Source organism: Chromohalobacter canadensis (assembly GCF_029544075.1).
GTDB classification, from domain to species: domain Bacteria; phylum Pseudomonadota; class Gammaproteobacteria; order Pseudomonadales; family Halomonadaceae; genus Chromohalobacter; species Chromohalobacter canadensis_A.
Genome location: NZ_JAJQJH010000001.1, coordinates 66,609 through 93,532 on the forward strand (window position 1 = coordinate 66,609; position 26,924 = coordinate 93,532).

The 26,924-nt window shown below is 61.8% G+C and carries 24 protein-coding genes; 16 read left to right on the forward strand and 8 right to left on the reverse strand.

The window, feature by feature from the left end; translation table 11 throughout:
* The 4 genes from LUN51_RS00340 to LUN51_RS00355 form a co-directional block, all read right to left on the reverse strand.
* Positions 1-969 (reverse strand): TRAP transporter substrate-binding protein, encoded by a 969-nt coding sequence (locus tag LUN51_RS00340; protein ID WP_277809651.1) that lies wholly within the window; start codon positions 967-969, stop codon positions 1-3.
* A 102-nt stretch (positions 970-1,071) separates the two neighbouring features.
* Positions 1,072-2,094 carry a Zn-dependent oxidoreductase gene (locus LUN51_RS00345; protein ID WP_277809652.1) on the reverse strand — a complete coding sequence of 341 codons (1,023 nt, stop codon included), beginning with the start codon at positions 2,092-2,094 and terminating at the stop codon, positions 1,072-1,074.
* Positions 2,095-2,126: 32 nt separating this feature from the next.
* On the reverse strand, positions 2,127-3,338 hold the full coding sequence (manD, locus tag LUN51_RS00350; RefSeq protein ID WP_040243073.1) for a D-mannonate dehydratase ManD: 1,212 nt from the start codon (positions 3,336-3,338) through the stop codon (positions 2,127-2,129).
* The gene (locus LUN51_RS00355) at positions 3,335-4,081 is read right to left on the reverse strand and encodes a GntR family transcriptional regulator (protein WP_040243072.1); all 747 of its coding nucleotides are present in this window, start codon (positions 4,079-4,081) and stop codon (positions 3,335-3,337) included. The genes manD and LUN51_RS00355 overlap by 4 nt, the downstream gene beginning before the upstream one ends.
* Positions 4,082-4,252: 171 nt before the next feature.
* Between LUN51_RS00355 and radC the strand changes: the two genes are divergently transcribed.
* The 10 genes from radC (at position 4,253) to LUN51_RS00405 (ending at position 13,657) form a co-directional block, all read left to right on the forward strand.
* Positions 4,253-4,927 carry a RadC family protein gene (radC, locus tag LUN51_RS00360; protein WP_277809653.1) on the forward strand — a complete coding sequence of 225 codons (675 nt, stop codon included), beginning with the start codon at positions 4,253-4,255 and terminating at the stop codon, positions 4,925-4,927.
* Between the two features lie 170 nt (positions 4,928-5,097).
* Positions 5,098-5,334 (forward strand): 50S ribosomal protein L28, encoded by a 237-nt coding sequence (rpmB, locus tag LUN51_RS00365; RefSeq protein WP_040243069.1) that lies wholly within the window; start codon positions 5,098-5,100, stop codon positions 5,332-5,334.
* Between the two features lie 30 nt (positions 5,335-5,364).
* Positions 5,365-5,520, forward strand: a complete 156-nt coding sequence (rpmG, locus tag LUN51_RS00370; RefSeq protein ID WP_011508261.1) for a 50S ribosomal protein L33 — start codon at positions 5,365-5,367, stop codon at positions 5,518-5,520.
* 99 nt (positions 5,521-5,619) lie between these two features.
* Positions 5,620-6,435 (forward strand): bifunctional DNA-formamidopyrimidine glycosylase/DNA-(apurinic or apyrimidinic site) lyase, encoded by an 816-nt coding sequence (gene mutM / locus LUN51_RS00375; protein ID WP_277809654.1) that lies wholly within the window; start codon positions 5,620-5,622, stop codon positions 6,433-6,435.
* 40 nt (positions 6,436-6,475) lie between these two features.
* Complete coding sequence (locus LUN51_RS00380; protein WP_277809655.1) at positions 6,476-7,666, forward strand: class I SAM-dependent rRNA methyltransferase; 1,191 nt, start codon at positions 6,476-6,478, stop codon at positions 7,664-7,666.
* Positions 7,667-7,668: 2 nt separating this feature from the next.
* Complete coding sequence (locus LUN51_RS00385) at positions 7,669-7,992, forward strand: DUF2007 domain-containing protein (protein WP_277809656.1); 324 nt, start codon at positions 7,669-7,671, stop codon at positions 7,990-7,992.
* Between the two features lie 197 nt (positions 7,993-8,189).
* Positions 8,190-9,305 carry an alanine dehydrogenase gene (ald, locus tag LUN51_RS00390; protein ID WP_277809657.1) on the forward strand — a complete coding sequence of 372 codons (1,116 nt, stop codon included), beginning with the start codon at positions 8,190-8,192 and terminating at the stop codon, positions 9,303-9,305.
* A 99-nt stretch (positions 9,306-9,404) separates the two neighbouring features.
* On the forward strand, positions 9,405-10,418 hold the full coding sequence (locus LUN51_RS00395) for a tryptophan--tRNA ligase (RefSeq protein ID WP_277809658.1): 1,014 nt from the start codon (positions 9,405-9,407) through the stop codon (positions 10,416-10,418).
* 175 nt (positions 10,419-10,593) lie between these two features.
* Positions 10,594-11,817, forward strand: coding sequence for a YeeE/YedE family protein (locus LUN51_RS00400; protein WP_277809659.1), 1,224 nt, complete (start codon positions 10,594-10,596; stop codon positions 11,815-11,817).
* 154 nt (positions 11,818-11,971) lie between these two features.
* Positions 11,972-13,657, forward strand: a complete 1,686-nt coding sequence (locus LUN51_RS00405) for an NAD-dependent malic enzyme (RefSeq protein WP_277809660.1) — start codon at positions 11,972-11,974, stop codon at positions 13,655-13,657.
* Positions 13,658-13,746: 89 nt separating this feature from the next.
* Here LUN51_RS00405 and acnA read toward each other — a convergent pair whose 3' ends face one another.
* Entirely contained in the window at positions 13,747-16,479 is a 2,733-nt protein-coding gene (gene acnA, locus LUN51_RS00410) for an aconitate hydratase AcnA (RefSeq protein ID WP_277809661.1), read from the reverse strand.
* 339 nt (positions 16,480-16,818) lie between these two features.
* Here acnA and LUN51_RS00415 point away from each other — a divergent pair, with 339 nt between their 5' ends.
* The 5 genes from LUN51_RS00415 (at position 16,819) to LUN51_RS00435 (ending at position 22,865) form a co-directional block, all read left to right on the forward strand.
* The gene (locus tag LUN51_RS00415) at positions 16,819-17,028 is read left to right on the forward strand and encodes a CPXCG motif-containing cysteine-rich protein (protein WP_246941262.1); all 210 of its coding nucleotides are present in this window, start codon (positions 16,819-16,821) and stop codon (positions 17,026-17,028) included.
* 165 nt (positions 17,029-17,193) lie between these two features.
* Entirely contained in the window at positions 17,194-17,796 is a 603-nt protein-coding gene (locus tag LUN51_RS00420) for a peroxiredoxin (RefSeq protein WP_246941260.1), read from the forward strand.
* A gap of 162 nt (positions 17,797-17,958) precedes the next feature.
* Positions 17,959-18,912, forward strand: a complete 954-nt coding sequence (gene trxB, locus LUN51_RS00425) for a thioredoxin-disulfide reductase (protein ID WP_277809662.1) — start codon at positions 17,959-17,961, stop codon at positions 18,910-18,912.
* A 117-nt stretch (positions 18,913-19,029) separates the two neighbouring features.
* On the forward strand, positions 19,030-21,252 hold the full coding sequence (locus LUN51_RS00430; RefSeq protein WP_277809663.1) for a tRNA(Met) cytidine acetyltransferase TmcA: 2,223 nt from the start codon (positions 19,030-19,032) through the stop codon (positions 21,250-21,252).
* Between the two features lie 149 nt (positions 21,253-21,401).
* On the forward strand, positions 21,402-22,865 hold the full coding sequence (locus LUN51_RS00435; protein ID WP_277809664.1) for an aminoacyl-histidine dipeptidase: 1,464 nt from the start codon (positions 21,402-21,404) through the stop codon (positions 22,863-22,865).
* A 1-nt stretch (position 22,866) separates the two neighbouring features.
* Here LUN51_RS00435 and LUN51_RS00440 read toward each other — a convergent pair whose 3' ends face one another.
* Positions 22,867-23,961, reverse strand: a complete 1,095-nt coding sequence (locus LUN51_RS00440) for an App1 family protein (RefSeq protein WP_277809665.1) — start codon at positions 23,959-23,961, stop codon at positions 22,867-22,869.
* A gap of 92 nt (positions 23,962-24,053) precedes the next feature.
* Complete coding sequence (locus LUN51_RS00445) at positions 24,054-24,617, reverse strand: type 1 glutamine amidotransferase domain-containing protein (protein WP_277809666.1); 564 nt, start codon at positions 24,615-24,617, stop codon at positions 24,054-24,056.
* A 251-nt stretch (positions 24,618-24,868) separates the two neighbouring features.
* Here LUN51_RS00445 and rmuC point away from each other — a divergent pair, with 251 nt between their 5' ends.
* Positions 24,869-26,347, forward strand: coding sequence for a DNA recombination protein RmuC (gene rmuC, locus LUN51_RS00450; RefSeq protein ID WP_277809667.1), 1,479 nt, complete (start codon positions 24,869-24,871; stop codon positions 26,345-26,347).
* Positions 26,348-26,404: 57 nt separating this feature from the next.
* Here the strand turns inward: rmuC and LUN51_RS00455 are convergent, their stop codons facing one another.
* A complete protein-coding gene (locus tag LUN51_RS00455) occupies positions 26,405-26,878 on the reverse strand; it encodes a Dps family protein (protein ID WP_178999181.1) in 474 nt (157 codons plus the stop codon).
* Positions 26,879-26,924 lie beyond the last annotated feature (46 nt).

A 26,924-nucleotide genomic window follows, 5' to 3' on the forward strand; every position in this document is an offset into this window, starting at 1 on the left:
TCAGAGATCCTGGATCGCCTCATAGAGCTTTTGTTGTTCGTCGTTGAGCGACGCTTTGACAGCCGGTTCGGCCTCGTCGGCGAAGGCTTTTTGATCGACTTCGACGAACTCCATGCCGGCTTCTTCGAGCGCATTACGCAGACGCTTCTGGTCCTCGCTGAAGAGCTTCGCCTCATAGGACTGCATCTGCTGAGCCGCATCGAGGACTACCTCTTGCAGGTCCTCCGGCATTGACTCGAGTTTGTTCTTGCCAATCACCACGTAGATCCAGCTACGCACGTGATCGGTCATGTTTACGTAGTCCTGAACCTCGTTGAAGCTGGCGCTCTCGATCAGCGAAAGCGGGTTCTCCTGGGCATCGATGGTGCCCTGCTGCAGCGATGTGAACACCTCGCTGAAGGCCATTGGCGTGGGTTTGGCGCCGAGTGCCTGCCAGGTGTCGACGAACAGCGGCACGTTGGGAACGCGCAGGCGCAGACCGTTGAGGTCGGAAGGCTTCTTGATTGGCCGGTTCGAGGTCAGTTCCCTCGGCCCACGTTCGAACCAAGCGATCGGTACCAGGCCGGCTTTCTCCTCGATCTGTTGTTCGATCTGCTTGCCGATATCGCCCTCGACCGCCTTGCGTAGATGTTCGGAATCGCGGAAGGCGTAGGGCACGGCCATCATCGCCGCCTTGGGGGCCCAGTTCTGCAAGCTTTCCCCGGTGATGGTCATATCAGCGGTGCCGAGTTGAATGCTGTTGATGACTTCCATCTCGGTGCCCAACTGCTCGTTGGGAAATATCTGTACGTCGATGCGGCCGTCGGATTCCTCTTCGACGACTTTCTTGAAGCGCTCGGCGGCTTTGTTCCAGATGTTTTCTTCGTTGGCCAGGTGGCCGAACTTGAGGGTGTAATCCGCGGCTGTGGCGAACGGGGCGGCGAGTATGCTTGAGCCGATGACGGCGCTGGCGAGTAGCTGTTTGAGCATGACGTTCACTCCTGACTCTGTTGATGGCTGTTGTTGTTGAGCGTTGAGTAGTGGTTTGCAGTCGATCGTTGGCGCGTGCGAGGGATCGAATCGCTTAACGCTTCAGGCATCGAGTTCGATGAGTACCTTGCACACGCGTTCCGGGTGATGGTCGATCATGTGGATCGCTTCACCCATCTCGGCGAAGGGCAGCCGGTGGCTGACCAGCGCCGTGGCATCGAGCCGCCCGCTGGCGAGCATCTCGATTACTTCGGGGAACTTGCGATTGTTGAGTCGTGAGCCGACGATCGTCAGCTCCTTCTTGATCACCTCGAGCTGGACCAGGTCGCTGGGCGTCGTGTTGAAACCCAGTAAGCCAATACGTCCGGCCGGCGAGGCGATCCGTGCGAGCTGAGGGAACAGCGCCGGTACGCAGGCGGCATCGGCGATCAACGGCACGCCCTCGCCGCTAGTGCGCTCGGCCATCACGGCTTCGAGATCTTCCCGCTGACCGTTCACCGTGTGGCTGGCGCCCAGTGAGCGGGCGACGTCCAACCGGTCGTCGATGACGTCGCAAACGGTGATGTCAGTGAGCCCTTGGGCTCGAGCGACCTGGAGGATCGTCAGGCCGATGACGCCGGCGCCGAGGATCAACAGGGCATCGCCGTCGTGAGGCTGCATGCGCTCCAGCACGTTGGCCGCGATGGTGTAGGGCTCGACCAGCGCGGCCTGATCGAGAGCGATGTTCTCGGGCAGCCGATGAGCGTTAGCGGCGGGAACGCTGACTTGGTTGGCGAAGCCGCCGTTGCGGTGCACGCCGATCACCTGCATGGCGCTGCAGACGTTGGGCCGACCGATACGGCACGGGTAGCATTCGCCACAGTTGATGACCGGGTCGATGCATACTCGGTCACCCACCGAAACGTTTTCGACGCCTTTGCCTACTGCTTCGACGACGCCGGCGAACTCATGGCCGGTGATCCGCGGGAAGCGCACGAAGGCGTTGTCGCCGTGAATGATGTGCATATCCGAGCCGCAGATACCGGCGAAGGCGACGCCGACGCTCACTTCGCCAGCGGCGGCTTGAGGGGCATCGATGTCAACGATGCTGAAATCGTGAGGGGCGCGAACCTCAAAGGCTTTCATGACGGACTCCGCTCTATGAAAGGGAAACGGGATTACCAGTGCCAGAGCGTGCCGTCTTCAAGACGGTTGACCGGCAGGCTGGCGCGTTTGTAGGGGTACTTGGCCGCGAGCTCCTCGTCGATATCGACACCGTGTCCCGGAGATTCGCCCACCAGGAAATGGCCATCCTCGAAGCGATAGTCGTGGGGAAAGACCTCATCGGTGAGTGGGTCGTGGGGCATGTGTTCCTGAATGCCGAAATTGGGTACCCAGGTGTCGAAGTGAATCGCCGCACCCAGACATACCGGCGACAGGTCGGTAGGGCCGTGGAAACCGGTGCGCACATGATAAAGCGCAGCCAGATCGGCGACGCGGCGCATCGCGGTGATGCCGCCGCCGTGGGTCAGCGGCATGCGGATGTAGTCGATCCACTGGTTCTGGATCATCTCGCGGCAGTCGTGGATCGAGTTGAACACCTCACCGATCGCCAGCGGCGTGGTGGTGTGTTCGCGGATCAGGCGCAGGCTCTCCTGGTTCTCGGCCGGCACGCAGTCTTCCAACCAGAACAGGTGGTAAGGCTCTACCGCCTTGCCCAGCCGTGCGGCTTCGATCGGCGTCAGCCGGTGGTGGACGTCGTGCAAGACGTGCAGCTCGTCGCCGAAGCGCTCGCGTACTGCGGCGAACAGCTTGGGCGCATGGTTAAGGTACTTTTCGGTGCTCCAGACGTGTTCGGCAGGCAGTGAGGAGTCGGCCGGCTCGTAGCGCTCGCCGGGGTTCTTGGCCACGCCGTAGGTGGTCTCGATCCCTGGCACGCCGGCCTGGACGCGCACTGCGCGATAACCCATCTCGACATGACGGGCGACTTCCTCGAGGCAGTCATCGATTTCCTGGCCGGTGCAGTGGGCGTAGGTCATTACGCGCTCACGGCTTTTGCCGCCGAGTAACTGATAAAGCGGCATGCCCGCGGCCTTGGCCTTGATGTCCCATAGTGCCATGTCGACGGCGGCAATGGCGGTCATGGTCACTGGGCCACGCCGCCAGTAGGCACCGCGATATAGATACTGCCAGGTATCTTCGATGCGGCTGGCGTCGCGGCCGATCAATGTCGGCACGACGTGTTCGTCGAGATAGGCCGCCACCGCCATCTCGCGGCCGTTCAGGGTGGCATCGCCGATGCCGTAGGTGCCGGACTCGGTGACGATCTTGAGCGTCACGAAGTTGCGCCCGGGGCAGGTGACGATGGTATAGGCGTCTTGAATCTTCATGCACTGGCTCCAGAAAGCAGCGAGGTTCGACGACCCCCCGTCGAGGTGGACGTGAAGAGTTCGGGAAAGCGTTCGACCAGGTCCGGTAGCGAGCTGAGTATTTCGCGTAGGTGTTCCCTCACGGCCTTTTCAGCAGCCTCGGGGTCGCGCGCAATGATGCTTTCGAGAATGTGGGTGTGCTGATCGATCAGTTTCTTGATCGGCGTGGCGTCCGGCACGCTCAGGTAGCGCACGCGGTCGAGTTGTGCCTTGACCTCTTGTGTCACGCGCCAAGCGGCGTCGTGTCCGGTCTCTAGCGCGAGGGTACGGTGGAATGCTTCGTCGAGACGGTAGAAACGGTCATGGTCCTGTGTCTCGATGCAGCGTTGCTGGCGGTCGATGAGTTCATGAAGTTCATCGCGTACCACTGGAGCGAGCCCTTGTTCGGCGGCGTCTCGTGCGACCGCGATCTCGATGGCTTCGCGCACGAAACGTGCCTCCATGACATCGGCTTGAGAAATGTGCACGACGTAAGTACCGCGCTGGGGACGTACCTCGATCAGACCCGACTCCGAGAGTCGAATAAAAGCTTCACGTACGGGTTGCCGGCTGACCGCGAAGGTCTCGGCGATTTCTTTCTCCGACAGTGCCTGGCCGGGCGCCAACGTCATGCGAATGATCGATTGGCGCAGGACCGCATAGAGGCGTTGACGGACATTACCGTCGGGTTGTTCGTCCCAGAGCGCGAGCAGCGATGGCGTCATGTGAAGATCCTGCCTCGTTTCGTTGTCTGACTAGTATGGTAGTAAGGTTAGATAATCATGCGATGCAACTTTGGTTGGGGGTGATCGGTGTGCGATATTGCTCTTTAATGAGATATTACTGATATTGTGTCTGGGTATGCCGTGACATCCGCAATCTGAGGGGAACTGGCGATGGGAATACGCGATTGGCCGGAAGGCGAACGCCCGCGTGAAAAGTTGCTCACTCTGGGGGCGCCGGTGCTGTCGGATGCCGAGTTGCTGGCGATTTTTCTACGTGTGGGCGTGAAGGGGCGTTCGGCGGTGGACCTTGCACGTGACCTGCTGGTCGCTTTCGGAGGGCTGCGGCCGTTGTTGGAGGCCGATCAGGCGCACTTTTGCGCGGAGCATGGTTTGGGCGAGGCCAAGTATGTGCAGCTTCAGGCCTCGCTGGAACTTTCTCGGCGGCACTTGGGGAGCTTGCTGGAACGTGGCGGTGCCCTGACCTCGCCGGCCTTGGTGCGTCAGTTCTTGACCTCGCAGTTGCGTCACTTGCCCCATGAGGCGTTCGCGGCATTGTTTCTGGATACGCAGCACCGCGTGATTCGCTTCGAGACGCTCTCGGAAGGCACGCTCGACAGTGCATCTGTCTACCCGCGTGAGGTGTCGCGCCGGGCGCTGGCGCTCAATGCCGGGGCGTTGATCTTTGCTCATAACCACCCCTCGGGCGTGGCCGAGCCGAGCGACGCCGATCGTCGAATCACCCAGCGGCTCAAGGAGGCGTTGGGGCTGTTCGATATCCGTGTGCTGGATCATTTCGTCGTCGGCGATGGTGAGGTAATATCGTTTGCCGAACGCGGATGGCTTTGAGGCCGTGTCCGCGATGCCAGGCTGGCCGTCCGTCGAGCCTCCGCGAGCTTGCGGCAAGGCTTGACGTCTGGTATAAAGTACGCCCTTTGAATCAGGGCAGAAGGCGGTAGCCTGCCATTCCCGGTTTGCCCGACAGGTTTTGAACAACTCGCCAGTGGTTGGAGGCTTCCATGTCCCAAGTATGTCAGGTTACCGGCAAGCGCCCGGTGACTGGTAACAATGTTTCTCACTCCCAGCGGAGAACACGTCGTCGCTTCTTGCCGAACTTGCACACCCATCGTTTCTGGGTGGAAGCCGAAAAGCGCTTCGTCAAGCTGCGCGTTTCCTCCAAGGGCATGCGCATCATCGACAAGAAGGGCATTGAAGAAGTGCTCAGCGATATCCGCAAGCGTGGTGATCGCGTCTAAACAGCGCGTCCAAACAGGGAGTAACGAGTCATGCGTGACAAGATCAAGATGGTGTCCAGCGCCGGAACCGGCCATTTCTACACCACCGACAAGAACAAGCGGAACACACCGGACAAGCTCGAAATGAAAAAATTCGACCCGGTCGTCCGCAAGCACGTGATGTACAAGGAAGCCAAGATCAAGTGATTTTGGCCCTCCTTCGCCTCAGGTGACGTTCACCTGTCAGAAAAACCCGGGTCGCTCCGGGTTTTTTTATGCCAGCAAGAAAGGTGGCGGGAGGCCAGTATGCCCGAACTCCCCGAAGTCGAAACGACGCGTCGTGGTATTGCGCCCTATATAGAGGGGCGCGAGATTCGCGAGGTCATCGTGCGTCAGCCGCGCCTGCGCACCCCGGTGCCGGACGATCTGGCGGATATGCTCGTCGGTCAACGAGTTGGTACGTTAGGACGGCGAGCCAAGTATCTGCTCATGCCCGTCGGCACGCGTACCTTGTTATGGCATCTGGGAATGTCCGGTAGCCTGCGCGTGGCGCGTCTCGGCGATATGCCCAGAAAACACGATCATGTCGATCTGGTCGTGGAGGATGGCGCGATCTTGCGTTATCACGACCCTCGGCGTTTCGGCTTCGTCGATTGGCTGCAGGGCTCGCCTCTCGATGACTCGCGTTTGGCGCGTCTGGGCCCCGAGCCGTTGTCGCCGGATTTCGACGGCGATCGCCTCTATCGGCTTTCACGCAAGCGGCGCATTGCCGTCAAGCCGTTTCTGATGGATAACACCGTGGTGGTGGGGGTTGGCAATATCTACGCCAGCGAAGCGTTGTTCCTGGCTGGGATCGACCCTCGGCGTGCGGCGGGACGGATCTCTCGCGAGCGCTATGAGCGCCTGGCCGAGGCGGCACGCGAGGTGCTGGCGGCAGCGATCACGCAGGGCGGCACGACGCTTCGCGACTTCGTCAGCGGCACCGGCGAGCCCGGTTATTTCGCTCAGCGCCTCAACGTTTATGGGCGGCAAGAAGCGCCCTGCCGGCGTTGCGGCGAGCTTCTACGCTTGGCTACGCTGGGGCAGCGGGCCAGCGTTTTTTGTCCCCACTGTCAGCGCTGAGCGCTTCGCGCCGCGCGATATCTTTGCCAAGAGGTTTTCCGTGACCGAACGTCTACGCCTCAAGAAAAACGCCGATCGTCGTCTCAAGGCGGGCCATTTATGGCTCTATTCCAATGAGATCGACATCGCGACCACGCCGCTGAAGGATTTCGAGCAGGGCGCCCAGGCGGTCATCGAGGCCGCCAATGGCAAGCCGATGGGCATCGCTTACGTCAATCCGCACTCACTGATCTGCGCGCGTATCGTCTCGCGGGACGTCGATGTGCGTCTTGATCGTTCACTATTTGTCCACCGCTTCAAACAGGCGTTGAGCCTGCGCGAACGGATGTTCGCCAAGCCGTTCTATCGCCTGGTGTATGGCGAGGGCGATCTATTACCGGGACTCATCGTTGATCGTTTCGATGACGTGTTGGTCGTGCAACTCAATACCGTGGGCATGGACCGGTTGCGTGACGAGATTGTCGCCGCGCTCGAGAAGGTGCTAGCGCCGCGCGCCATCGTGTTCAAGAACGATTCCTCCGGGCGCCGCCAGGAAAAGCTCGGTGACGAGGTCGAGGTGGCCTACGGGGAGTTGCCTGACCAAGTGCTGCTCGAGGAAAACGGCGTGCGCTTCGTGGTGCCGGTGCTGGATGGCCAGAAAACCGGTTGGTTCTTTGATCACCGCGCCAACCGGGCATGGCTCAATGGCCTGGTCGCCGGCAAGCGCGTGCTGGACGTGTTCAGCTATGTCGGTGGCTGGGGTGTTCAGGCGGCCGCGCATGGCGCTAGCGAGGTGCTGTGCGTGGACAGCTCCGCCCAGGCCTTGGAGCGTGTGGCCGAGAACGCCGCACTCAACGGCCTGGCCGAACAAGTGGCCGTCGGGGAGGGCGAGGCCTTTGAGGCATTGGCAGCCCTCAAGGCGGAAGGCGAGCAGTTCGATGTGATCGTGCTCGACCCGCCGGCTTTCATCAAGAAGCGCAAGGACATCCCCAACGGTGAGCGCGCCTATTCGCGGCTCAATCGTGAGGCGATTCGGCTACTGGGGCGCGACGGTATGCTGCTCTCGGCGTCGTGCTCGATGCACTTGGCGCCAGAGCGATTGATGGAGTGCGTGCGAGGTGCGGTGCGCCATCAGGACCGTCACGGGCAGGTCATCTATCAAGGCCACCAGGGGCCGGATCATCCCGTGCATCCCGCGATTCCCGAAACCGCTTACCTCAAGGCAATGGGGGTGCGGGTTTTCCGCAACTGAGCATGACGTTGGATAGCGTTCTCGTCTTTCGCCATCCCAACGCGTTGCTGGTCAATCACGTGCACAACGTGCTGGCCAGCGCCGGGTTGGTGCCCGTGCTGCGCAACATGACGCTTGGTGGTGGCGCCGGTGAACTGCCGCCCGGTGAATGCGAACCGGAGGTTTGGGTACCGGTGGGGCATCGTCAACGCGCCGAGGCATTGGTTGATGAGGCCCTCAATGGCCCCGTCGAAGATTGCCCGAACTGGCGTTGCCCTGCTTGTGGTGAATGGCTGGAAGGCGTCTTCGATACCTGCTGGCAGTGTGGCCAGGCACGCCCCGTCTGAGGCGATCAGGGTATGTATGGTATGGCCGGCGTAAATCGTCCGGTCATAGGTGCTGAAAGCGTAAAGTTTTCTATAAAAGCGTTGCTTTATAGCACGTCATCCCGTTTTGTCTTCTCCCTCCCTCCGATTCCTGTGCGTGTGCTGTAATGAATAGTTGTTGAGCCTATTTTGTAGACATTCGCGGAAGTGGAGGCGCCATGAAGATCGCCATACCCAAGGAAATCAAGAATCATGAGTATCGTGTCGCCTTGACGCCAAGTGTGGTGCGCGAGCTTGTGGTACGCGGGCATCGCGTGGCAGTACAGGCATCGGCAGGCGAAGGGGCCGGCTTCCCTGATGCGGAGTATGAGGCGTCAGGGGCGCGTATCGAGCAAGATCTTGACGCGCTCTGGGACAACGCCGAGTTGATCGTCAAGGTGAAGGAGCCACAGCCGGAGGAGGTCAAGCGCCTCAAGCCGAGCCATACGCTTTTTACCTACCTGCATTTGGCCGCCGAGGAGTCGCTGACACGGGGGCTGATGGACAGCGAAGCTACCTGCATCGCTTACGAGACGATCACCGACGAAGAAGGCGGTTTGCCGCTTTTGGCACCGATGAGTCGCGTCGCCGGCCGCATGGCCATCCAGGCCGGTGCGCATAGCCTGGAAAAGGCGCAAGGCGGTGCTGGTATTCTGATTCCCGGGGTGCCCGGTGTGCCGCCGGCCAAGGTCACCGTGATTGGCGGTGGCGTGGTCGGGGAGAACGCCGCGCGCATGGCGCTGGGGCTGGGTGCGGATGTCACCGTGCTCGACAAGTCGCTGGAGCGGCTGGAAGTGCTCGACCATCGCTATCAAGGGCGTTTGAATACCGTGTACTCGACGGCGGATGCCTTGGAAACGGCGGCCCGCGAGTCGGATATCGTCGTCGGAGCGGTGCTAGTGCCAGGTGCGCAGGCGCCCAAATTGATCACCCGCAAGATGCTTGGTGATATGCGTCCGGGTAGTGTGCTGGTGGACGTGGCCATCGATCAGGGCGGCTGCTTCGAGACGAGTCGCGCGACGACCCATGCCGATCCTACCTATGTCGTGGATGGTGTGGTGCACTACTGCGTCGCCAACATGCCGGGCGCCGTGGCGCGCACCTCCACCCAAGCGTTGACCAATGCCACCTTGCCGTTCGTGCTGGCATTGGCCGACAAAGGGTGGCAAGGCGCCCTGGCGGAGGATCCTCACTTCCTCGAGGGGCTCAACGTGCATGCCGGTCACATCACGCATTCGGCGGTAGCCCGGGCATTTGGCCTGGATGCGGTCGACCCCAAGAGCCTGATGGCATAGCGATGGACCACGACGTTCCGGCTGGGCCCGGTCGCCTTGGCCGGGACGTCGTTGTACACTGGGCGGATTCTCATATTTCGTTGCGATCAGCCCAATTTCATGACCAAGACACGCGTTCTGACCGGCATTACCACCACCGGTACCCCGCATCTCGGCAACTATGTCGGGGCCATCAAACCGGCCATCGAGGCCAGCCAGCGTCCCGATGTGGACTCCTTCTATTTCCTCGCTGACCTGCATGCGTTGATCAAGTGTCAGGATCCTAAGCGCGTGCAGCAATCGCGCCTGGAAATCGCCGCCACTTGGCTTGCGCTGGGTCTGGATACCGACAACGCCGTTTTCTACCGCCAGTCGGACATTCCCGAGATCCCCGAGCTGACCTGGATGCTGTCCTGCATCTGTGCCAAGGGGCTGATGAACCGTGCCCATGCCTACAAGGCGGCGGTGGCCGAGAACGAAGAGCTCGGTCATCAGGATATGGATAAGGGCGTGAGCATGGGGCTGTTCGGCTATCCGGTGCTGATGGCGGCGGACATCCTGATGTTCAATGCCAATAAAGTGCCAGTGGGGCGCGACCAGATCCAGCATATCGAGATGGCGCGCGACATGGGCGGGCGTTTCAACCATCTCTACAAGGGCCAGTATTTCACGCTGCCCGAGGCGGTAGTCGACGACAAGGTCGAAGTACTCAATGGGCTCGACGGCCGTAAGATGTCCAAGAGCTACAACAACACCATCCCGCTGTTCGTCTCGGAAAAAAAGCTCCAGAAGCTGGTGCGCAAGATCAAGACCAACTCCCTGGAGCCCGGCGAGCCTAAGGATCCCGATAGCTGCACGCTGTTCCAGATCTTCTCGGCGTTTGCCTCTGCAGAAGAGACCGCCACCATGCGGATTGACTACGAGAACGGCATCGGCTGGGGCGAGGCCAAGGACCGGGTCTTCGAATACCTCAACGCACACCTGCGTGAACCCCGCGAGCGGTATAACGCCCTGCTTGAAGATCCCGGGCATATCGAGAGCGTGCTCAAGCAGGGCGCCGAAAAGGCACGCGCCGAGGCGCAACCCCTCATGGAGCGCGTGCGCGAGGTCGTTGGCTTGGGGCGTTTCGTATAACACCTGATTTGCTCTTCTTCTCGGCGCATTCTGCCAAGGCCCGTGTCTCACGACACGGGCCTTGTTTTATATTGCTAAACGCTATAGCGGGAATGTGTTTTATGAATTTTTAAAAGGGTTGGGCAGGCACTAAGATAGGCAACAGTTTCCATTCGAACGATGACAGGAGGTTGCGATGCCTGACGCATCCAGTGTTTCGTCCGCTTCGCCGATGCCTCGTCGCGGCGTACCGCCGTTGGCATTGGCGGCGGCGATAGTCTTGCTCCTGGGCGCCCTGGCCGTGGGCACGGCCTTCGGGGCCGCCACGGGATTGCTCATGATTGTCGGGGGTGCCTTTGGTATGGTGCTTTATCACGCCGCCTTTGGTTTCACCTCGGCATGGCGTGTGTTCATTACCGAGCGTCGCGGACGTGGCCTGCGTGCACAGATGGTTATGTTGGCCTTGGCGGTGGTGCTGTTCTTCCCTGCGTTGGGGGCGGGCACCTTGTTTGGCACGCCGGTGTCCGGCTATATCGCACCCATTGGGGTATCGGTCCTGGTCGGTGCGTTCCTGTTCGGGTTGGGCATGCAACTCGGCGGTGGCTGCGCCTCGGGAACCCTATTCACGGTGGGCGGCGGTAACGCGCGCATGGTGATTACCCTGGTGTTCTTCATCGTCGGCTCTTTGGTCGGCACGGCGCATTTTGCCTGGTGGCAGACATGGCCGGCGTTCCAGCCGACATCACTGCATGGCGTGTTCGGCGTGGGCGGCGGTATCGTCATGAGCCTAGCGTTGTTCGCCGGGATCGCGGCGTTGACGGTGGCCATGGAGAAGCGCCGGCACGGTCAGCTCGAGCGTGCGCCGCAGGTCGAGGCCGGTCGCTCGCGTTGGCTGCAAGGTCCCTGGCCGTTATTAGCCGGTGCGGTGGGGTTGGCGGTGCTCAATTTCATCACGCTGGCGCTCGCCGGACGCCCATGGGGCATTACCTCGGCATTCGCGCTGTGGGGCGCCAAGGGCTTCGAAGCCTTGGGCGGCGATGTCAGCGGTTGGGGGTATTGGCAGGCGGCCGGCAATGAGGCGTCCTTGAACGCCAATGTCTGGAGCGATATCACCACGGTCATGAACGTGGGGATTATCTTGGGGGCGATGGCCGCCGCGGCGCTGGCAGGCCGTTTCGCGCCGAAGTTTCGCATTCCGCTACGTTCCGTGGTGGCGGCGGCCATCGGTGGGTTCCTGCTGGGTTATGGGGCGCGCCTCGCGTTTGGCTGCAACATCGGCGCCTATTTCGGCGGTATTGCCTCGGGTAGTTTGCATGGCTGGCTATGGCTGATCGCGGCCTTCGCCGGGAATATGCTGGGCGTGCGGCTACGCCCGTGGTTCTTCTCGGGACCGGCCCGCCCCGTGTCCCGCAGTGGCTGAGCCATATAAACGACACACGCAAAGATGCACGGCGTCCCTCGGGGCGCCGTACGTCGTTGTGGCGTGCGCGGGTGGCAAGGTGGCGTGATATAGTGAAGCTCGAGCCGTGCGGAGTCTCTGGGCTCCGAGTTCCGTCACCTGCGTGAGGCAAACGATGAGCGAAACATCCAAGCGTCCCCTTTATATTCCTTATGCCGGCCCCTCACTGCTGGAGATGCCGCTACTCAATAAGGGCAGCGCCTTTACCAGCGAAGAGCGTGTCGAGTTCAATTTGGTGGGCTTGTTGCCGCAGAATGTCGAGAGCATCGAAGAGCAACTCGAGCGCGCTTATCACCAGTACACTCTGTGTCAGAACAACCTCGACAAACACATTTATCTGCGGGCGATTCAGGACGACAACGAGACGCTGTTCTTCCGTCTACTGGAAGAGCATCTCGAGGAAATGCTGCCGATCATTTATACCCCCACGGTGGGGGAGGCATGCGAAGAGTTCTCCAATATCTACCGCAACCACCGCGGACTCTTCATTTCGTATCCGGATCGTCACCGCATGGACGATATCCTGCGTAGTGCCACCAAGGACAAGGTGCGCGTGATCGTGGCCACCGACGGTGAGCGTATCCTGGGGCTGGGCGATCAGGGTATTGGCGGCATGGGTATTCCCATCGGCAAGCTGTCGCTTTATACCGCTTGTGGCGGCATCAGCCCGGCTTACACATTGCCTATAGTGCTCGATGTGGGCACCAACAATCAGAAACTGCTCGACGACCCCATGTACATGGGCTGGCGCCACCCGCGGGTCAGTCAGGAAGAGTACGACGAGTTCATCGGCATGTTCATGGAGGCGCTGCAACGTCGCTGGCCTAACGTGCTGTTGCAATTTGAGGATTTCGCCCAGACCAACGCCATGCCGTTGCTCGAGCGTTATCGCGATCAGCTGTGTTGCTTCAACGACGATATCCAGGGCACGGCGGCGGTGTGTGTGGGCACGCTGCTGGCGGCCTGCAAGACCAAGGGCGAGGCGCTCAAGGATCAGACCATCGCGTTTCTCGGGGCCGGCTCGGCGGGCTGCGGTATCGCCGAGCAGATCGTCGTGGCGATGACCATGGAAGGGCTGAGCGAGGCCGAAGCGCGCCGCCGTGTCTATATGGTCGACCGTTTCGGATTGCTGACGAGTGACATGGAAGGGCTCTACGATTTCCAGCAGCGCCTGGCGCATGAGACCGCCACCTTGAGCGATTGGGATACCCAGGCACGCGACCTGCTCGACGTGGTGCGCAATGCCAAGCCAAGCGTGTTGATCGGGGTCTCCGGTCAGAGCGGCTTGTTCACCGAGGAGGTGATCAAGACGCTGCACGCTGGCTGTGCCCAGCCGCTGGTAATGCCGCTTTCCAACCCGACATCCAAGGTTGAGGCTGTCCCCCAAGATCTTCTCGACTGGACCCAAGGCGAAGCGCTGGTGGCGACGGGCAGCCCCTTCCCGCCGGTACGCGTCGGCGAGCGTGACGTGGCGATCGCCCAGTGCAACAACGCCTATATCTTCCCAGGCATTGGCCTTGGGGTCGTGGCAACCAACGCCTCCCGTGTTACCGACAAGATGCTGATGGCGGCTTCCAATGCGTTGGCCCAGGGCGCGCCTATCGTCAAGACCGGCAAGGGCGCTCTTTTGCCGTCATTGGGTGACATCCGCGAGATCAGCAAGGATATCGCCTTCGCCGTCGCCAAGCAGGCGCAGGAGGAGAACGTCGCGCTGTCTTCCAGTGATGAAGCGCTGTGGGACGCCATCGAGCGTCACTTCTGGTATCCGCGCTATCGCACCTATCGGCGCCGCGCCTTCTAAAGGCACGCCTCTCGACCCATCGACAAAAAAACACCCCGCCGGCCATGCCGACGGGGTGTTTCTCATAGCGCTAGTTCAGCGTGGAACGATTACAGCATGCTACGCAGCACATAGTGCAGGATGCCGCCGTGGCGGTAGTAAGCCATCTCGTTAGCGGTATCGATGCGGCATAGCGCCTCGATCTTCTTCTCGCCTTTGCTTGATGCGATGGTCACCTTGACCTTGGCGCCGGGCTCGATGTTGGCGATGCCTTCGATGGAAATCGTTTCGTCGCCGGTCATGCCCAGTGACTTGCGATCCTCGCCCTCGGGGAACTGCAGCGGCAACACGCCCATACCGATCAGGTTGGAGCGGTGGATGCGCTCGTAAGATTCGGCGAGTACGGCGCGCACGCCCAGCAGGCGCGTGCCCTTGGCTGCCCAGTCACGGCTCGAGCCAGTGCCGTATTCCTTACCGGCGACCACCACCAGAGGTGTGTCCTTCTCGACATATTTCATCGCCGCATCGTAGATCGCCATCTGCTCGCCGCTGGGCACGTGGCGGGTATAGCCGCCGACGACGTCATCGAGCATCTCGTTTTTGATGCGTACGTTAGCGAAGGTGCCGCGCATCATCACTTCGTGATTGCCGCGCCGCGAGCCGTAGGAGTTGAAGTCCATAGGCTTGACGCCGTTTTCTTGCAGATAACGGCCGGCAGGGCTGTCCGGCTTGATCGCGCCGGCGGGCGAGATATGGTCGGTGGTCACCGAGTCGCCGAACATGGCCAATACGTTGGCATCCTTGACGTCTTCCAGCGGCGCGGGCTCCTTGCCCATGCCTTCGAAGAACGGCGGATGCTGGATGTAGGTGGACTTGTTGTTCCACGCATAGACATCGCTTTCCGGTACCTCGAGCGATTTCCAGATCTCGTCACCCTCGAAGACCTCGCTGTACTCCTTGCGATACATCTCGGTCCGGACCTGTTCGACGGCTTCGGCGATCTCCGCCTGGCTGGGCCAGACATCCTTGAGGTACACCGGGTTACCATCCTGGTCCTTGCCCAGCGGATCCTTGGAAAGGTCGATGCGCATGTTGCCAGCCAGGGCATAAGCCACGACCAGGGGTGGTGACGCCAGCCAGTTGGTGGGCACCAGCGGATGGATGCGGCCTTCGAAGTTGCGGTTGCCGGAGAGCACTGAGGCCACCGTCAGGTCGCCTTCATCGATGGCTTTCTCGATCGGCTCGTGCAAGGGGCCGGAGTTGCCAATGCAGGTGGTGCAGCCATAGCCGACCAGATTGAAGCCCAGTTCGTTGAGGTCACTCTGGGTACCGCTGGCGTCGAGGTAGTCAGTGACCACCTTGGAGCCCGGTGCCAGTGACGTCTTGACCCAAGGCTTGGTGGTGAGGCCCTTCTCGACGGCCTTGCGCGCCAGCAAACCGGCGGCCAGCATCACGCTGGGGTTGGAAGTGTTGGTGCACGAGGTAATGGCAGCGATGACCACGGCGCCGTGGTTAAGCTTGAAGTTTTCGCCATCGACCTCGCAGTCTTGGCTATCTTCATTCTCCACGCTTTCGTCGGTACCCACGGCGGTCTGGCCGCCTTCGGAGAGCCACTTGCCTTGTTCGGTAGGCGCGGCGTCCGGCTTGCGGTCGCTGAGAATCTTCTCGAAGGTAGACTTCATGTCGGTCAGAGCGACACGGTCCTGCGGACGCTTGGGCCCGGCCAAGCTGGACTCGACTTCGTTCATGTCGAGGTGCAGGACGTCAGTGAAGATCGGCTCGGCACCGGGTTCGCGCCACAGCCCCTGCGCCTTGGTATACGCCTCGACGAGCTCGATCTGATGTTCGTCACGGCCGGTGAGACGCATGTAGTTGAGGGTTTCCGCGTCGACCGGGAAGAAACCGCAGGTGGCACCGTATTCGGGGGCCATGTTGGCGATGGTGGCGCGATCCGCCAGCGGCAGGTCTTTGAGGCCATCGCCATAGAATTCGACGAATTTACCTACCACCCCTTTTTGGCGCAGCATCTGAGTGACCGTCAGCACCAGGTCGGTGGCGGTGATGCCTTCGCGCAGCTTGCCGGTAAGCTTGAAGCCGATGACCTCGGGAATCAGCATCGAGACCGGCTGGCCAAGCATGGCGGCCTCGGCCTCGATGCCGCCCACGCCCCAGCCGAGCACGCCCAGGCCGTTGATCATGGTGGTGTGGGAGTCGGTGCCCACGAGTGTGTCCGGATAGGCGAACGTCTTGCCGTTTTCTTCCTTCGTCCACACCGTTTTGCCCAAATACTCCAGGTTGACCTGGTGGCAGATGCCGGTACCCGGCGGCACGACGCGGAAATTATCGAACGCCTGCTGGCCCCAGCGCAGGAATTCGTAACGTTCGCGGTTGCGCTCCATCTCGATGGCGACGTTGTCCTTGAACGATGACGGATCGCCGTAGTGATCGACCATGACTGAGTGATCGATGACCAGATCCACAGGGGAAAGCGGATTGATGCGGTCGGCCGATTCGCCAAGACGCTTGACGGCGTCGCGCATGGCGGCCAAGTCCACGACCCCGGGAACACCGGTGAAGTCTTGCATCAACACGCGTGCCGGACGGTAGCCGATTTCGCGAGTGGAGCGCCCCTCCTTTTGCCAGTCGACGAGTGCCTGCATGTCGTCGGAGGAGACGCTTTCATCGTCGCCATAGCGTAGTTGGTTCTCGAGCAATACCTTGAGTGTCATGGGCAGGCGCGAAGCGTCGCCAAACGCTTGGGCAGCCTTGTCCAGACTATAGTAGTGATAGGTATGATCGCCGACATCGAGTGTCGATAACGTATTCTGTGGAGCTTCGGACATGGGGCCCCCTCCTCATCAATGCTGGACGATTTTTCATGGCGAACGCCGAACCACGTTGCCCTTGGCATGCTGGAAAGGTCTGAAGACCATTCGATGGTTCGGTTCGCCGCGAGTCAGGTTCCTTCGACAATGTCTACAATATCATCGATACCGGAGACATTGTCATGATAAGCCTTTATTTCAAGCGCGCCCATGTCACCAAGGTGGCAAGTTGGATAATGCCTGAAGCTTGGCATGCCAGTCTTGTGCGAGAATTTCGACGCCTTGGCTTGAAAGAGGGCAAGGGCGACCCGACATTCAGTCGGTAATGCGCCGTACTCAAGGACGGCAGGAGTCGGTATGAACGAAGAGATGTTGTTGTCATGGCCGGCGAAGTGCCCTTATTGCGACGCATCTTTCGAGATGTTGATCGATAGCAGTGTGGGTAGCCACGCTACTTGGGAGGATTGCCCTCAGTGCTGTGCGCCGATTCAAGTGCGTGTGACGGTTTCGCCGTTCAGCGGCGAACTTGAAGACGTCATGCTAGGGCAAGACGACGACGTATTCTGAGCGCTTCTTGGGCTGGATATGCGGCTATGTTGGACGTGGCATATCGACCCGATAGGGAGCGCCTATATTGCCCATTGGGGCAATCAAATTGGCATAAAAGAAGCCCGCCGGTAACCTTGGCAGGGTTTCAGTATAGTCATCCACCCGACTTTTCAGGAGAAATGAATGAGCGTATTGGTTGGACGTCAGGTACCCGATTTCGAAGCGGCAGCTGTTCTGGGCGATGGCACCATCGTCGAAGACTTCAAGCTGTCCGAAACCAACGGCAAGCTGCGTGTCGTCTTCTTCTGGCCGCTGGATTTCACCTTCGTTTGCCCGTCCGAGATCATCGCGCATGACAATCGTCTGGCGCAGTTCCGTGATCTTGGCGTCGAAGTGATTGGGGTATCCATCGACTCACAGTTCACTCACCACGCATGGCGCAAGACCTCTCCCGAGAAGGGCGGCATTGGTGAAGTCGGCTTCCCGATGGTGGCTGACGTCAAGCACGAGATCACGCAAGCTTTCGGCATTGAGCATCCGGAAGCCGGCGTCGCTCTGCGCGCGTCCTTCCTGATCGACGAAGACGGCGTCGTTCAGCACCAGACCATCAACAACCTGCCGCTGGGCCGCAACGTCGATGAGATGCTGCGCATGGTCAAGGCCCTCAAATTCCACCAGAAGAACGGCGAAGTCTGCCCGGCTGGCTGGGACGAAGGCCAGGAAGGCATGAAAGACACCGCCGAAGGCGTCGCCAAGTATCTGGGCACGCACTCCGACGAACTGTAAGCGTTGACACGTTTACAACGAAGGGCGGCCAATCGGCCGCCCTTTGCCGTGTCGACAAGCATTTACAGCGAATGGTGTGTGGCCTGCGCGTGACGCGTGCATGCCACACAGCATTTTTTGGTCCAGCTGCCGGCCAGCGTATCCCGTAAGCGAGGTTTCCCCATGAGCGACGTGCGTCACGAACGACTGATTATTCTCGGCTCCGGCCCTGCCGGTTACACGGCGGCTGTCTATGCGGCACGCGCCAATCTCAAGCCGCTGCTGATTACCGGTATGCAGGCCGGCGGTCAGTTGACGACCACCACTGACGTGGACAACTGGCCGGGCGACGCCGAAGGCGTTCAAGGACCGGAACTGATGGAGCGCATGCGTAGCCATGCCGAGCGTTTCGATACCGAGGTGCTGTTCGACCATATCAACGAAGTCGAGCTACGTGAGCGTCCGTTCGTGCTCAAGGGCGAAAATGGCACCTACACCTGCGATTCCTTGATCATCTCCACCGGTGCCAGCGCCCGTTACCTGGGGCTGCCGTCGGAAGAGAGATTCATGGGGCAGGGCGTGTCCGCCTGCGCGACCTGCGATGGTTTCTTCTATCGCGGTCAGGAAGTCGTGGTCATCGGCGGGGGTAACACCGCTGTCGAGGAAGCGCTGTATCTTTCCAATATCGCCACCAAGGTCACGCTGGTGCATCGTCGCGATAGCCTGCGTGCCGAGAAGATCCTGCAGGACAAGCTGTTCGACAAGGTCGCAAACGGCAACATGGAGATCGTCTGGAACCACACACTCGAGGAAGTGCTGGGTGACAATACTGGCGTCACCGGGGTGCGTTTGATCTCTACCGTCGATGGCGCTTCGCGTGAGATTCAGGCGCCGGGGCTGTTCGTCGCCATCGGCCATTCGCCGAACACGGGTATCTTCGAAGGCCAACTGGACATGAATAGCGGCTATATTCGGGTCAAGTCCGGCCTCGACGGCAATGCCACCATGACCAGCGTGCCGGGCGTCTTTGCCGCCGGCGACGTGATGGATCACGTCTACCGTCAGGCGGTGACCTCTGCGGGTACCGGGTGCATGGCGGCGCTCGATGCCGAGCGCTACCTCGACGGCCTGGAGTAAGACCGCTTCGCCGTGCCGTGCGGTGACAGTCTGATGCCGATCACGCCCGCGCCACCATGCGCGGGCGTGAGTGTTTGTGAGAAGCTGTCGAAGGCGATACCACAAGGGAGATGACGCATGAGTGCCCCCTCGGAGGACATGACGTCCTCTAGCGCATGGTTGGATGCCCTGGTCGACGCCTGCCGTGAACGTCGGCATCGCGGCGTGATCTGGATACCCGCGTCGTCCGAATTGGCCCGGGCGCGTGCGCTTTCCCTCTGGCAGGCTCGGGCGTGGCATGCTCCCTTGTGGGTCGGCGAGGCCGCCCCCGAGGCCGATATCGATGCGCTGTCCCCGCGCCAGGCGCGCACTCGCTTGGGGCGCGAGCATGATCTGATCATCTTCGATGCCAATGCCGCGTTGGGTTTCGATCCGGATGCTTTCGGGGCGCTGAGCGGTACGTTGCGTGCCGGAGGACTGCTGGTCGTGTTGACGCCTGCCGAATGGGCCCACGGCCAGGTTAGCCCGGATGCCGACTATGCGCGTCTGGCGCATTGGCCTCACGCACCGGCGACGCTGACCGCCCATTACCTGGCGCGTCTGGCGCGGCGCTTGCTCCGTGAGCCCAGCGTCTGTCGTTGGTCTGATGAGCACGCCACGCCGTGCCCCGGTCGCCTGCCCGAGGCGAACGCGCCTGCAGAGTCTTCTCCTGACGACGCCTGTATTACTCATGATCAGCAAGAGGCCGTGCATCGACTGACGCGCTTGCGCCGTCGGCGCCCTGTGGTCCTGAGTGCCGATCGAGGGCGAGGCAAGTCGGCTGCGTTGGGCATCGCCGCCGCACGACGGCTGGCGGCGGGGGAGACAACGTTGTGGGTCACCGCACCGCGTCGAGCGGCGGTGGAGCCGCTTTTCGAGCGCTTGGCGGCGCTGTATCCCCAAGGGCATCGTGCCGAGATGCGTTTTCACGTCACGCTTGAGGCAGGGAGATGCGAGGTTCGTTTTCTCGCCCCGGATGCCGTAATGGCAGCTCTGAGCGAGCCGGGTGTGGATCGTCACGCGCCGCCGACGCTGTTCGTCGACGAAGCAGCGGCCATTCCTACGCCACTGTTGGCACGTTGGCTGGACGCCTTCCCGCGTCTCGCTTTTGCCACCACCGTGCATGGTTACGAAGGCACCGGACGTGGCTTCCAGGTTCGTTTTTACGCCCGCCTGTCCCGTCGCACGCCCGACTGGCGCGAGATCCATCTACGCGAGCCGGTGCGCTGGGCCGACGGTGATCCCCTCGAACGTCTTACCCGCGATATGCTGCTGCTCGATGCCATGCCGGCTGGCGATGGCGAGGTCGAATCGGCGCTGGCCGCCGGGCCACTGCGCATTCGCTGGCTCGACCGCGAGGCACTGGCTCATGACGAGCACGCCCTCAAGACGTTGTTCGGCCTGCTGGTGCAGGCTCATTACCGCACCACGCCTGGCGATTTGCGCCAACTGCTCGACGGCCCCGATGTGCGACTCGCGGTGGCCTATGCTGGCGATACCTGCCTCGGGGTATGCCAGGTGCAGGCGGAGGGCGGTTTTCCTGTCGACCTTGCCGAGCGTGTCGTGCTCGGCGAGCGCCGCCCGCGTGGTCATCTGCTGGCGCAGTCGTTAGCTGCGCACGGTGGCTGGCAGACGGCGCTGACATCGCACTGGTGGCGCATCATGCGCATCGCCGTGCATCCCGCCGTGCGGCGGCATGGTATAGGGCGGGCACTGGTCGAAGCCGTAGCCACGGCGGCCCGCACGCACGACGTCGCGCATCTGGGCGTGAGCTTCGGCGCCGAGGCGATGCTGATCGCCTTCTGGCGGCGTTTGGGGTTCATCTCGTTGCGCCTGGGGCTGACCCGCGAAGCGGCGAGCGGTGAGCACGCCTTGATGATGGGGCAGTCGCTGACGTCCCCGGCGGGAGTGTCGTTGGCGACCTGGTCGGATGACTTCCAGCATCTGCTGCCGAGCCTGTTGGCCTTCGAGTTGGCGCATTTGGAAACCGATGTCGTCACGGCGTTGCTGCACGAGGGAACGACGCCCGAGGTGAATGCCGATGTATGTGCACGCCTGGAGCGCTTCGCGCAGGGCGGCGGTGAGCTGGCGCTCGTGCGGCCTTGGCTGTGTCGGGCCTGGCTGGCCTGGTGGCGCCGTCAGCCGCAGGAAGCCGCCGACGAGGCACCGGGCGAGGACACAAGAGCATTGCACGATTGGGCCGCGACATTGTTCCAGGGGCGTGATGACGAGGCGACGCGCGCGATGGGGCGCCAAGCCCGAATCGCCCACTGGCGCCGCCTAGCGGGTCTCTTGCGTTGTCGCCTGAGGCCGACGCCATGACTGTCGCCGTCGGTGGACTTGCGTTGCGCGATGCAGCGCGTAAGGTGTCATGATGCCCGACACGTGCTGCGTCGCCATTCCTTGATCGTTTGTCGTTACCGGGAGACGTAGCGCGCGATGTCGGCGGCTCCCAATAGGAACGATTTCCCATGAACGATCACCTTCTGCAACTCTCTCCCGAACCGCTGTGGCGCCATTTCCGCACGTTGTGCAATACGCCGCGCCCCTCCGGTCATGAACAGCGCCTAGTCGAGACGCTCACCGCCTGGGCCGACGAACGCGGGTTGGCACATGAGCGCGACGCCGCCGGTAACCTCAAGATTCGTAAGCCGGCCTCGCCGGGGTGCGAGGAGCTTCCCGGTGTCATCCTGCAGGGGCACCTGGATATGGTCGCCCAGGCCAATGCCGATCACCCGCATGATTTTACCCGTGATGCGCTCGACACTTATGTCGAAGACGGCTGGCTGCATGCTCGCGAGACCACTCTGGGCGCCGATAACGGTATGGGTGTGGCCGCCGCGTTGGCGATTCTCGAGGACGACACTCTGCGCCACGGTCCGCTCGAGGCGTTGTTTACGCTGGAGGAAGAAGCCTCCATGCGTGGCGCGCTGGAACTCGACGAGGGCTGGTTGCAGGGGCGCTATTTGCTCAACCTCGACTCCGAGGATCGCGGCCAGGTCTATATCGGCTGCGCTGGCGGAGCCGATGTGGTTGTCGGCGCGCGGCTGCCCACGCGGGATCTCGGCGAGGACGAAATCGTGCGTCGCGTCGCCCTGACCGGGCTGGTGGGCGGCCACTCGGGCATCGATATCCACAAGGGGCGAGGTAACGCCAATCGCTTGTTGGTGCGGGTGCTGCGTGCCTTGGAACCGTTCGGCGCCTGCCTCGTCGCCTATCATGGCGGCACGCTGCGCAATGCGCTGCCGCGCGAGGCCTTCGCCAGCATCGCGCTGCCCGCCGAAGAAGAGGACGCGGTTACGCAGCGGCTGGCCGAACTGGAGGCTGAACTTGCCAGCGAACTGGCGGGGATCGACGAAGACGTGGAGCTCGCCCTCGAGTCTGCCGAGACCGATGCGCCACTCACCGAGGCCGCCAGTCGCCTGCTGATCGCAGCCTTGCATGTGGCGCCGTGCGGCGTCGAGCGTATGAGCGTTGAAGTACCGGGCGTGGTGGAAACCTCCAACAACCTGGGCGTGGTCAAGCTCGAGGCCGGGCGCTTTCATCTATGCGCCCTGGTACGCTCGTTGCGCGATAGCGCCACACGGGATCTCGCCGACCGCTTCCGGGCATTGTTCTCACTGATCGGCGCCGAGACACGGGTCGAGAATGCCTACCCCGGCTGGACGCCAGATCCCGAAAGCACGCTGCTGGCGCGTTTTCGTCGTCTACACCTCGAGCAGACAGGGGTCGACCCGGACGTGAAAGTTATCCACGCCGGGCTGGAATGCGGCATTCTCGGGGGCAAGTATCCGCACCTGGAGATGATTTCCTTCGGCCCCTTGATCCGCGGTGCCCACTCGCCCGCAGAGCGCGTCGAACTCGACTCTGTGGGCGAGTTCTGGCAAGTGCTGCGAGCCGTGATCGAAGACTTGGCCACGGCACGAGCGGCGTGAATCAGCGCGACGCCTGACGCACTGCTTCCAGCCCCGTCTCGGAGATATAGCCTCGGTCGCGCGCATGCGCGGCCATGGCGGCGCTGTCATCGCTCAGCAGAAGCTCGCAGTCGGTATGCTCGATCTCCTCGCGCAGCCGGGCGATGGCCGCTTCGCGGTCGGGCTTGCGGTCGACGCGACGAATGTAGATCGTCTTCACGCGGTCCGGGTTTTCCTTGACGATACGCGTGTAGATTTCGGGATCGTGTTGGCCGCTGTCCCCGATCAGCACGCAGGGCAGCGTGTCGAACAGCGTGATCATCTGCGTGATCAAGTCGTACTTGTGATCCTCGGCACGGCGCGGCCAGGGATGACGCCAGGAAATACCCCATTCGCGCAGGAACAGGATCGGCCCGACGGGGATGTGATTGAGCTGGAAGAACGCCTCGAGCACCTCGTAGATGCTCCACGGGCCGCGTGAGACGTAGAGAATTGGCCGCCGTGAGTCGCCCGCTGTGCCCGCGTGCAGGGCCTGATAGAGCTCGGCAACGCCGGGAAAGGCGGTGCGTCGATGGGCCTTCTCAACGAATAGGCGATACAGCATGCGAAGCTTGTCGGCGACGCCGGTGTACATCACCGTGTCGTCGATGTCGCTGATCACCATCAGGTCGGTATGCGGTGGTGGAATATAGACATCGGCGCGCGAGAGAACATTGTCGCGGTCGGCCGTAATGACCTCGAGTTCGGCGCGGTGCCAGGAAACGTGTTCGTCGAGCGGCAGGTCGAGCGGCAGGCGGACATCGAAATAGCCGTCGTGGTCCGTGGTGACGGTGGCGCTGTTGTCGCCTAGGCGAATGCGCACCTCGGCGTCGGCAAAGCCGCGCCGTGCGAGCCGGCGGGTCACGTCTGCGGCGTCGCGTAGCGCCCCGCGTCTGGGGATGACGCGTGCCAACCCCACCTGACGGAAGACCCGCCCCATCAGGAACGCCTCGCGATGCGTGCCGTAACCACGGTAGGGATGGACGACCGGGCCGCCTTGGCCGCTATCCGACTTCATCGGCCGCGCGAAGATCCGCAGCAGGCTCTTGACGGCGAAATGCAGACGTCGTGAAAGCATTCGAATGCCGCGTCGCGGGCCCACGCTCTCGGCGGTACGCAAAACGTCCGCCTCAGGAGAGGCGGACGTCGATTGTGGTCGGTGGGGCGTCATCAGGCGTGTTGTCCGCTGTGGCGACCTTCGGCCAGTTCCTCGATCAGTTTGGCGTTGAAGGCGTCCATGTCCTTGGGTGTGCGGCTGGTGACCAGGCCGTTATCGACGACGACCGGCTCATCGACCCATTGAGCGCCAGCGTTCTTGAGATCTTGCCCCACAGAGGCGACCGAGGTCATCTTGCGTCCGTCGACGACACCGGCGTTAATCAGTATCCACGGCGCATGGCAGATCGCGGCGACCGGCTTGCCTGCCTCGAAGAAGCCGCGCACGAAGGCGAGCGCTTTTTCGTTTAGGCGTAGTTCGTCGGGATTGAAGAGCCCGCCGGGCAGCACGAGCGCGTGATAATCGCTGACGTCGACATCGCTCAAGGCTTTGTCGGCCTCGTAGGTGTCGCCCCAGTCGGTTTCGGCCCAAGCACGGATGCCTTTGCCTTCGGGAGTAACCACCTGCACTTCGACGCCCTGACTTTTCAAGGCGGCACGCGGCGCGGAAAGCTCGGATTCCTCGAACCCATCGGTGGCGAGGATGGCGACACGTTTACCTGACTGTGCTTGACTCATCGTGACCTCCTGGTCGTGATGCTTCATGGATGACAGCAGCCGCCACCGGGCGATCCTAGTCCGGTATCAGGCGGCTTCACTAACTGATTTTGGGCCATGGGCGCAGGACTTCAAGCCCCGGGGCGCTTGCGTCGTGACGCACAGTGGGGGAAGGTGACGCGCGCGGAGTGTTTAATCGAGATCGAGACGTTTAATCGAGACGCTTCACCGAAAGTTTTAATCGCAAGTCTTCAATCGCCGGTATCACGCCCATGTCCAGCATGCCCCCCGCCGCTTATCTGCTCGCCCTTGCGGCCGTCCTGGTGCTCGCCACGTTGATGCTTGGCATGGCGTGGCGACGTGAACGCACGCGTCGCGAGGCAGCCGAGCACGATGTCGAGCGCATACAGCGGCACCGTGTCGAGGCCGAGGAGACACGTGCTCGGCTGGAGCGCGAGCTGGCCCAGAGCGATGCCCAACTGGACGCCGTGCGCGAGCAGAGCCTCGAGACCCAGCGCCTACTGGGGCAACGCGAACGCGAGCTCGACGATCGCCAGGAACGACTCGCAACGCTACGCGAACGCCACGGTCGCCTGGAAACCCAACTCGAACAGGAGCGCTCCCATCATGCCGAGAAGCTCGCCCTGCTCGAGGAGGCGCGGACACGCCTTACCCAGGATTTCGAGGCGTTGGCGGGGCGGATCTTCGAGGAGCGACAGCAAACGTTCAATACCCAAAGCCGGGAGAATCTCGAGGCCATGCTGGCGCCGTTTCGCGAGCAGGTCGGCGACTTCCGGGCGCGCCTGGAGGAAATTCACGGGCAATCGTTGCGCGAGCGCTCGACCCTCAAGACGCAGATCGAGCATCTGGCCACACTGAACCGCCAGATCACCGAGGAAGCCGCCAACCTGACGCGGGCGCTCAAGGGCGACAAGAAGATGCAGGGCGATTGGGGCGAGGTAATACTCGAATCGGTGCTCGAGCGCTCGGGACTGCGCCGCGATATCGAGTACAAGCGCGAGGTTTCGGTGGAAGGCGAGTTTGGACGTCAGCGTCCCGACGCGGTCATCTATCTGCCCGATAATCGCCACCTGATCGTCGACGCCAAGGTCTCGCTCAATGCCTATGTGCGCTACGTCAACGCCGAGGACGACGCGACGCGCGCTCAGGCATTGAAGGCGCATGTTCAGGCGGTGCGCGCGCATATCGACGCGCTCTCCGGGCGTGACTATCCGCGCTTGCCGGGGCTCAACTCACCGGATTTCGTGTTCCTGTTCATGCCCGTCGAGCCGGCGTTCGCAGTGGCTTTCCAGCATGACGAAACGCTCTTTCAGGACGCCTTTTCGCGGGACATCGTGGTGGTCACACCGACCACGCTGCTGGCGAGCCTGAGAACCGTGGCCAGCCTCTGGACACTGGAGCGCCAGAACGATAACGCCCGCGTCATCGCCGCACGGGCGGGCAAGTTGCTCGACAAGTTTCGTGGCTTCGTGGATAGCCTCGAGGACGTCGGCCGCCATCTGGAACGCGCCGACGGAAGCTATCGCCAGGCGATGGGGCGGCTTTCAACGGGGCAGGGGAGCTTGGTCAGCCAGGCGCTGATGCTCAAGCGTCTGGGTGTGCGCATGAAGCGCGACCTGCCGACGCATCTGACCGATCAGGTGGACGCTGAAGAGTTGGACGACATGGCGGACGATGAGCCCGATGCCGCAGAGACTGCCCCCGGCGACGAGGCGCGCGGGGAACCCTAACGAGGCCGCCCGGCACAAGGCCGGGCGGTATTATCTTGCGAGACGACTGGGCGGGAATTAGCCCAGGTAGGCGCTGAGCATCCACACGGTCTTTTCCTGCTCGCGGATGTAGTCGCTCATCTGCGAGGCGGTGCCTTCGTCGTCGGCATCGGCAGCCATGGAGTTGAGTTCACGCTGCAACTCGAGGAGTGCCTGATAACCCTGCACCAGGCCACGCACGCATTGGGTGCCCTCGTGCACGTGGGTATCTTCCTGAATACGCGAGATCTTGGCGTAGTCGCTGTAGGCATGCAGCGGCTCATGCCCCAGAGTGAGGATGCGCTCGGCGACTTCATCGACCTTGGCGAGCAGGTCGGTATAGATTTCTTCGAACTTGGTATGCAGTTCGAAGAAATGCGGGCCTTTCACGTTCCAGTGGTAGCCGCGCGCGTTCATGTAGAAGATCTGGTAGTTGGCCAGCAGTTCGTTGAGCTTCTCGGCCAGTTGGTTGGCGCTGCTGGTATGTAAACCGATGGCATTGATGTCGGACATGAAAGCACTCCCTCATAAAACAATGGACGAACGTTGTCGGGTAATC

Coding starts and splice junctions, on each gene's coding strand:
- LUN51_RS00340 (WP_277809651.1), bottom strand. CDS start 969: ATGCTCAAACAGCTACTCGCCAGCGCCGTCATCGGCTCAAGCATACTC.
- LUN51_RS00345 (WP_277809652.1), bottom strand. CDS start 2,094: ATGAAAGCCTTTGAGGTTCGCGCCCCTCACGATTTCAGCATCGTTGAC.
- manD (WP_040243073.1), bottom strand. CDS start 3,338: ATGAAGATTCAAGACGCCTATACCATCGTCACCTGCCCCGGGCGCAAC.
- LUN51_RS00355 (WP_040243072.1), bottom strand. CDS start 4,081: ATGACGCCATCGCTGCTCGCGCTCTGGGACGAACAACCCGACGGTAAT.
- radC (WP_277809653.1), top strand. CDS start 4,253: ATGGGAATACGCGATTGGCCGGAAGGCGAACGCCCGCGTGAAAAGTTG.
- rpmB (WP_040243069.1), top strand. CDS start 5,098: ATGTCCCAAGTATGTCAGGTTACCGGCAAGCGCCCGGTGACTGGTAAC.
- rpmG (WP_011508261.1), top strand. CDS start 5,365: ATGCGTGACAAGATCAAGATGGTGTCCAGCGCCGGAACCGGCCATTTC.
- mutM (WP_277809654.1), top strand. CDS start 5,620: ATGCCCGAACTCCCCGAAGTCGAAACGACGCGTCGTGGTATTGCGCCC.
- LUN51_RS00385 (WP_277809656.1), top strand. CDS start 7,669: ATGACGTTGGATAGCGTTCTCGTCTTTCGCCATCCCAACGCGTTGCTG.
- ald (WP_277809657.1), top strand. CDS start 8,190: ATGAAGATCGCCATACCCAAGGAAATCAAGAATCATGAGTATCGTGTC.
- LUN51_RS00395 (WP_277809658.1), top strand. CDS start 9,405: ATGACCAAGACACGCGTTCTGACCGGCATTACCACCACCGGTACCCCG.
- LUN51_RS00400 (WP_277809659.1), top strand. CDS start 10,594: ATGCCTGACGCATCCAGTGTTTCGTCCGCTTCGCCGATGCCTCGTCGC.
- LUN51_RS00405 (WP_277809660.1), top strand. CDS start 11,972: ATGAGCGAAACATCCAAGCGTCCCCTTTATATTCCTTATGCCGGCCCC.
- acnA (WP_277809661.1), bottom strand. CDS start 16,479: ATGTCCGAAGCTCCACAGAATACGTTATCGACACTCGATGTCGGCGAT.
- LUN51_RS00415 (WP_246941262.1), top strand. CDS start 16,819: ATGAACGAAGAGATGTTGTTGTCATGGCCGGCGAAGTGCCCTTATTGC.
- LUN51_RS00420 (WP_246941260.1), top strand. CDS start 17,194: ATGAGCGTATTGGTTGGACGTCAGGTACCCGATTTCGAAGCGGCAGCT.
- trxB (WP_277809662.1), top strand. CDS start 17,959: ATGAGCGACGTGCGTCACGAACGACTGATTATTCTCGGCTCCGGCCCT.
- LUN51_RS00430 (WP_277809663.1), top strand. CDS start 19,030: ATGAGTGCCCCCTCGGAGGACATGACGTCCTCTAGCGCATGGTTGGAT.
- LUN51_RS00435 (WP_277809664.1), top strand. CDS start 21,402: ATGAACGATCACCTTCTGCAACTCTCTCCCGAACCGCTGTGGCGCCAT.
- LUN51_RS00440 (WP_277809665.1), bottom strand. CDS start 23,961: ATGCTTTCACGACGTCTGCATTTCGCCGTCAAGAGCCTGCTGCGGATC.
- LUN51_RS00445 (WP_277809666.1), bottom strand. CDS start 24,617: ATGAGTCAAGCACAGTCAGGTAAACGTGTCGCCATCCTCGCCACCGAT.
- rmuC (WP_277809667.1), top strand. CDS start 24,869: ATGTCCAGCATGCCCCCCGCCGCTTATCTGCTCGCCCTTGCGGCCGTC.
- LUN51_RS00455 (WP_178999181.1), bottom strand. CDS start 26,878: ATGTCCGACATCAATGCCATCGGTTTACATACCAGCAGCGCCAACCAA.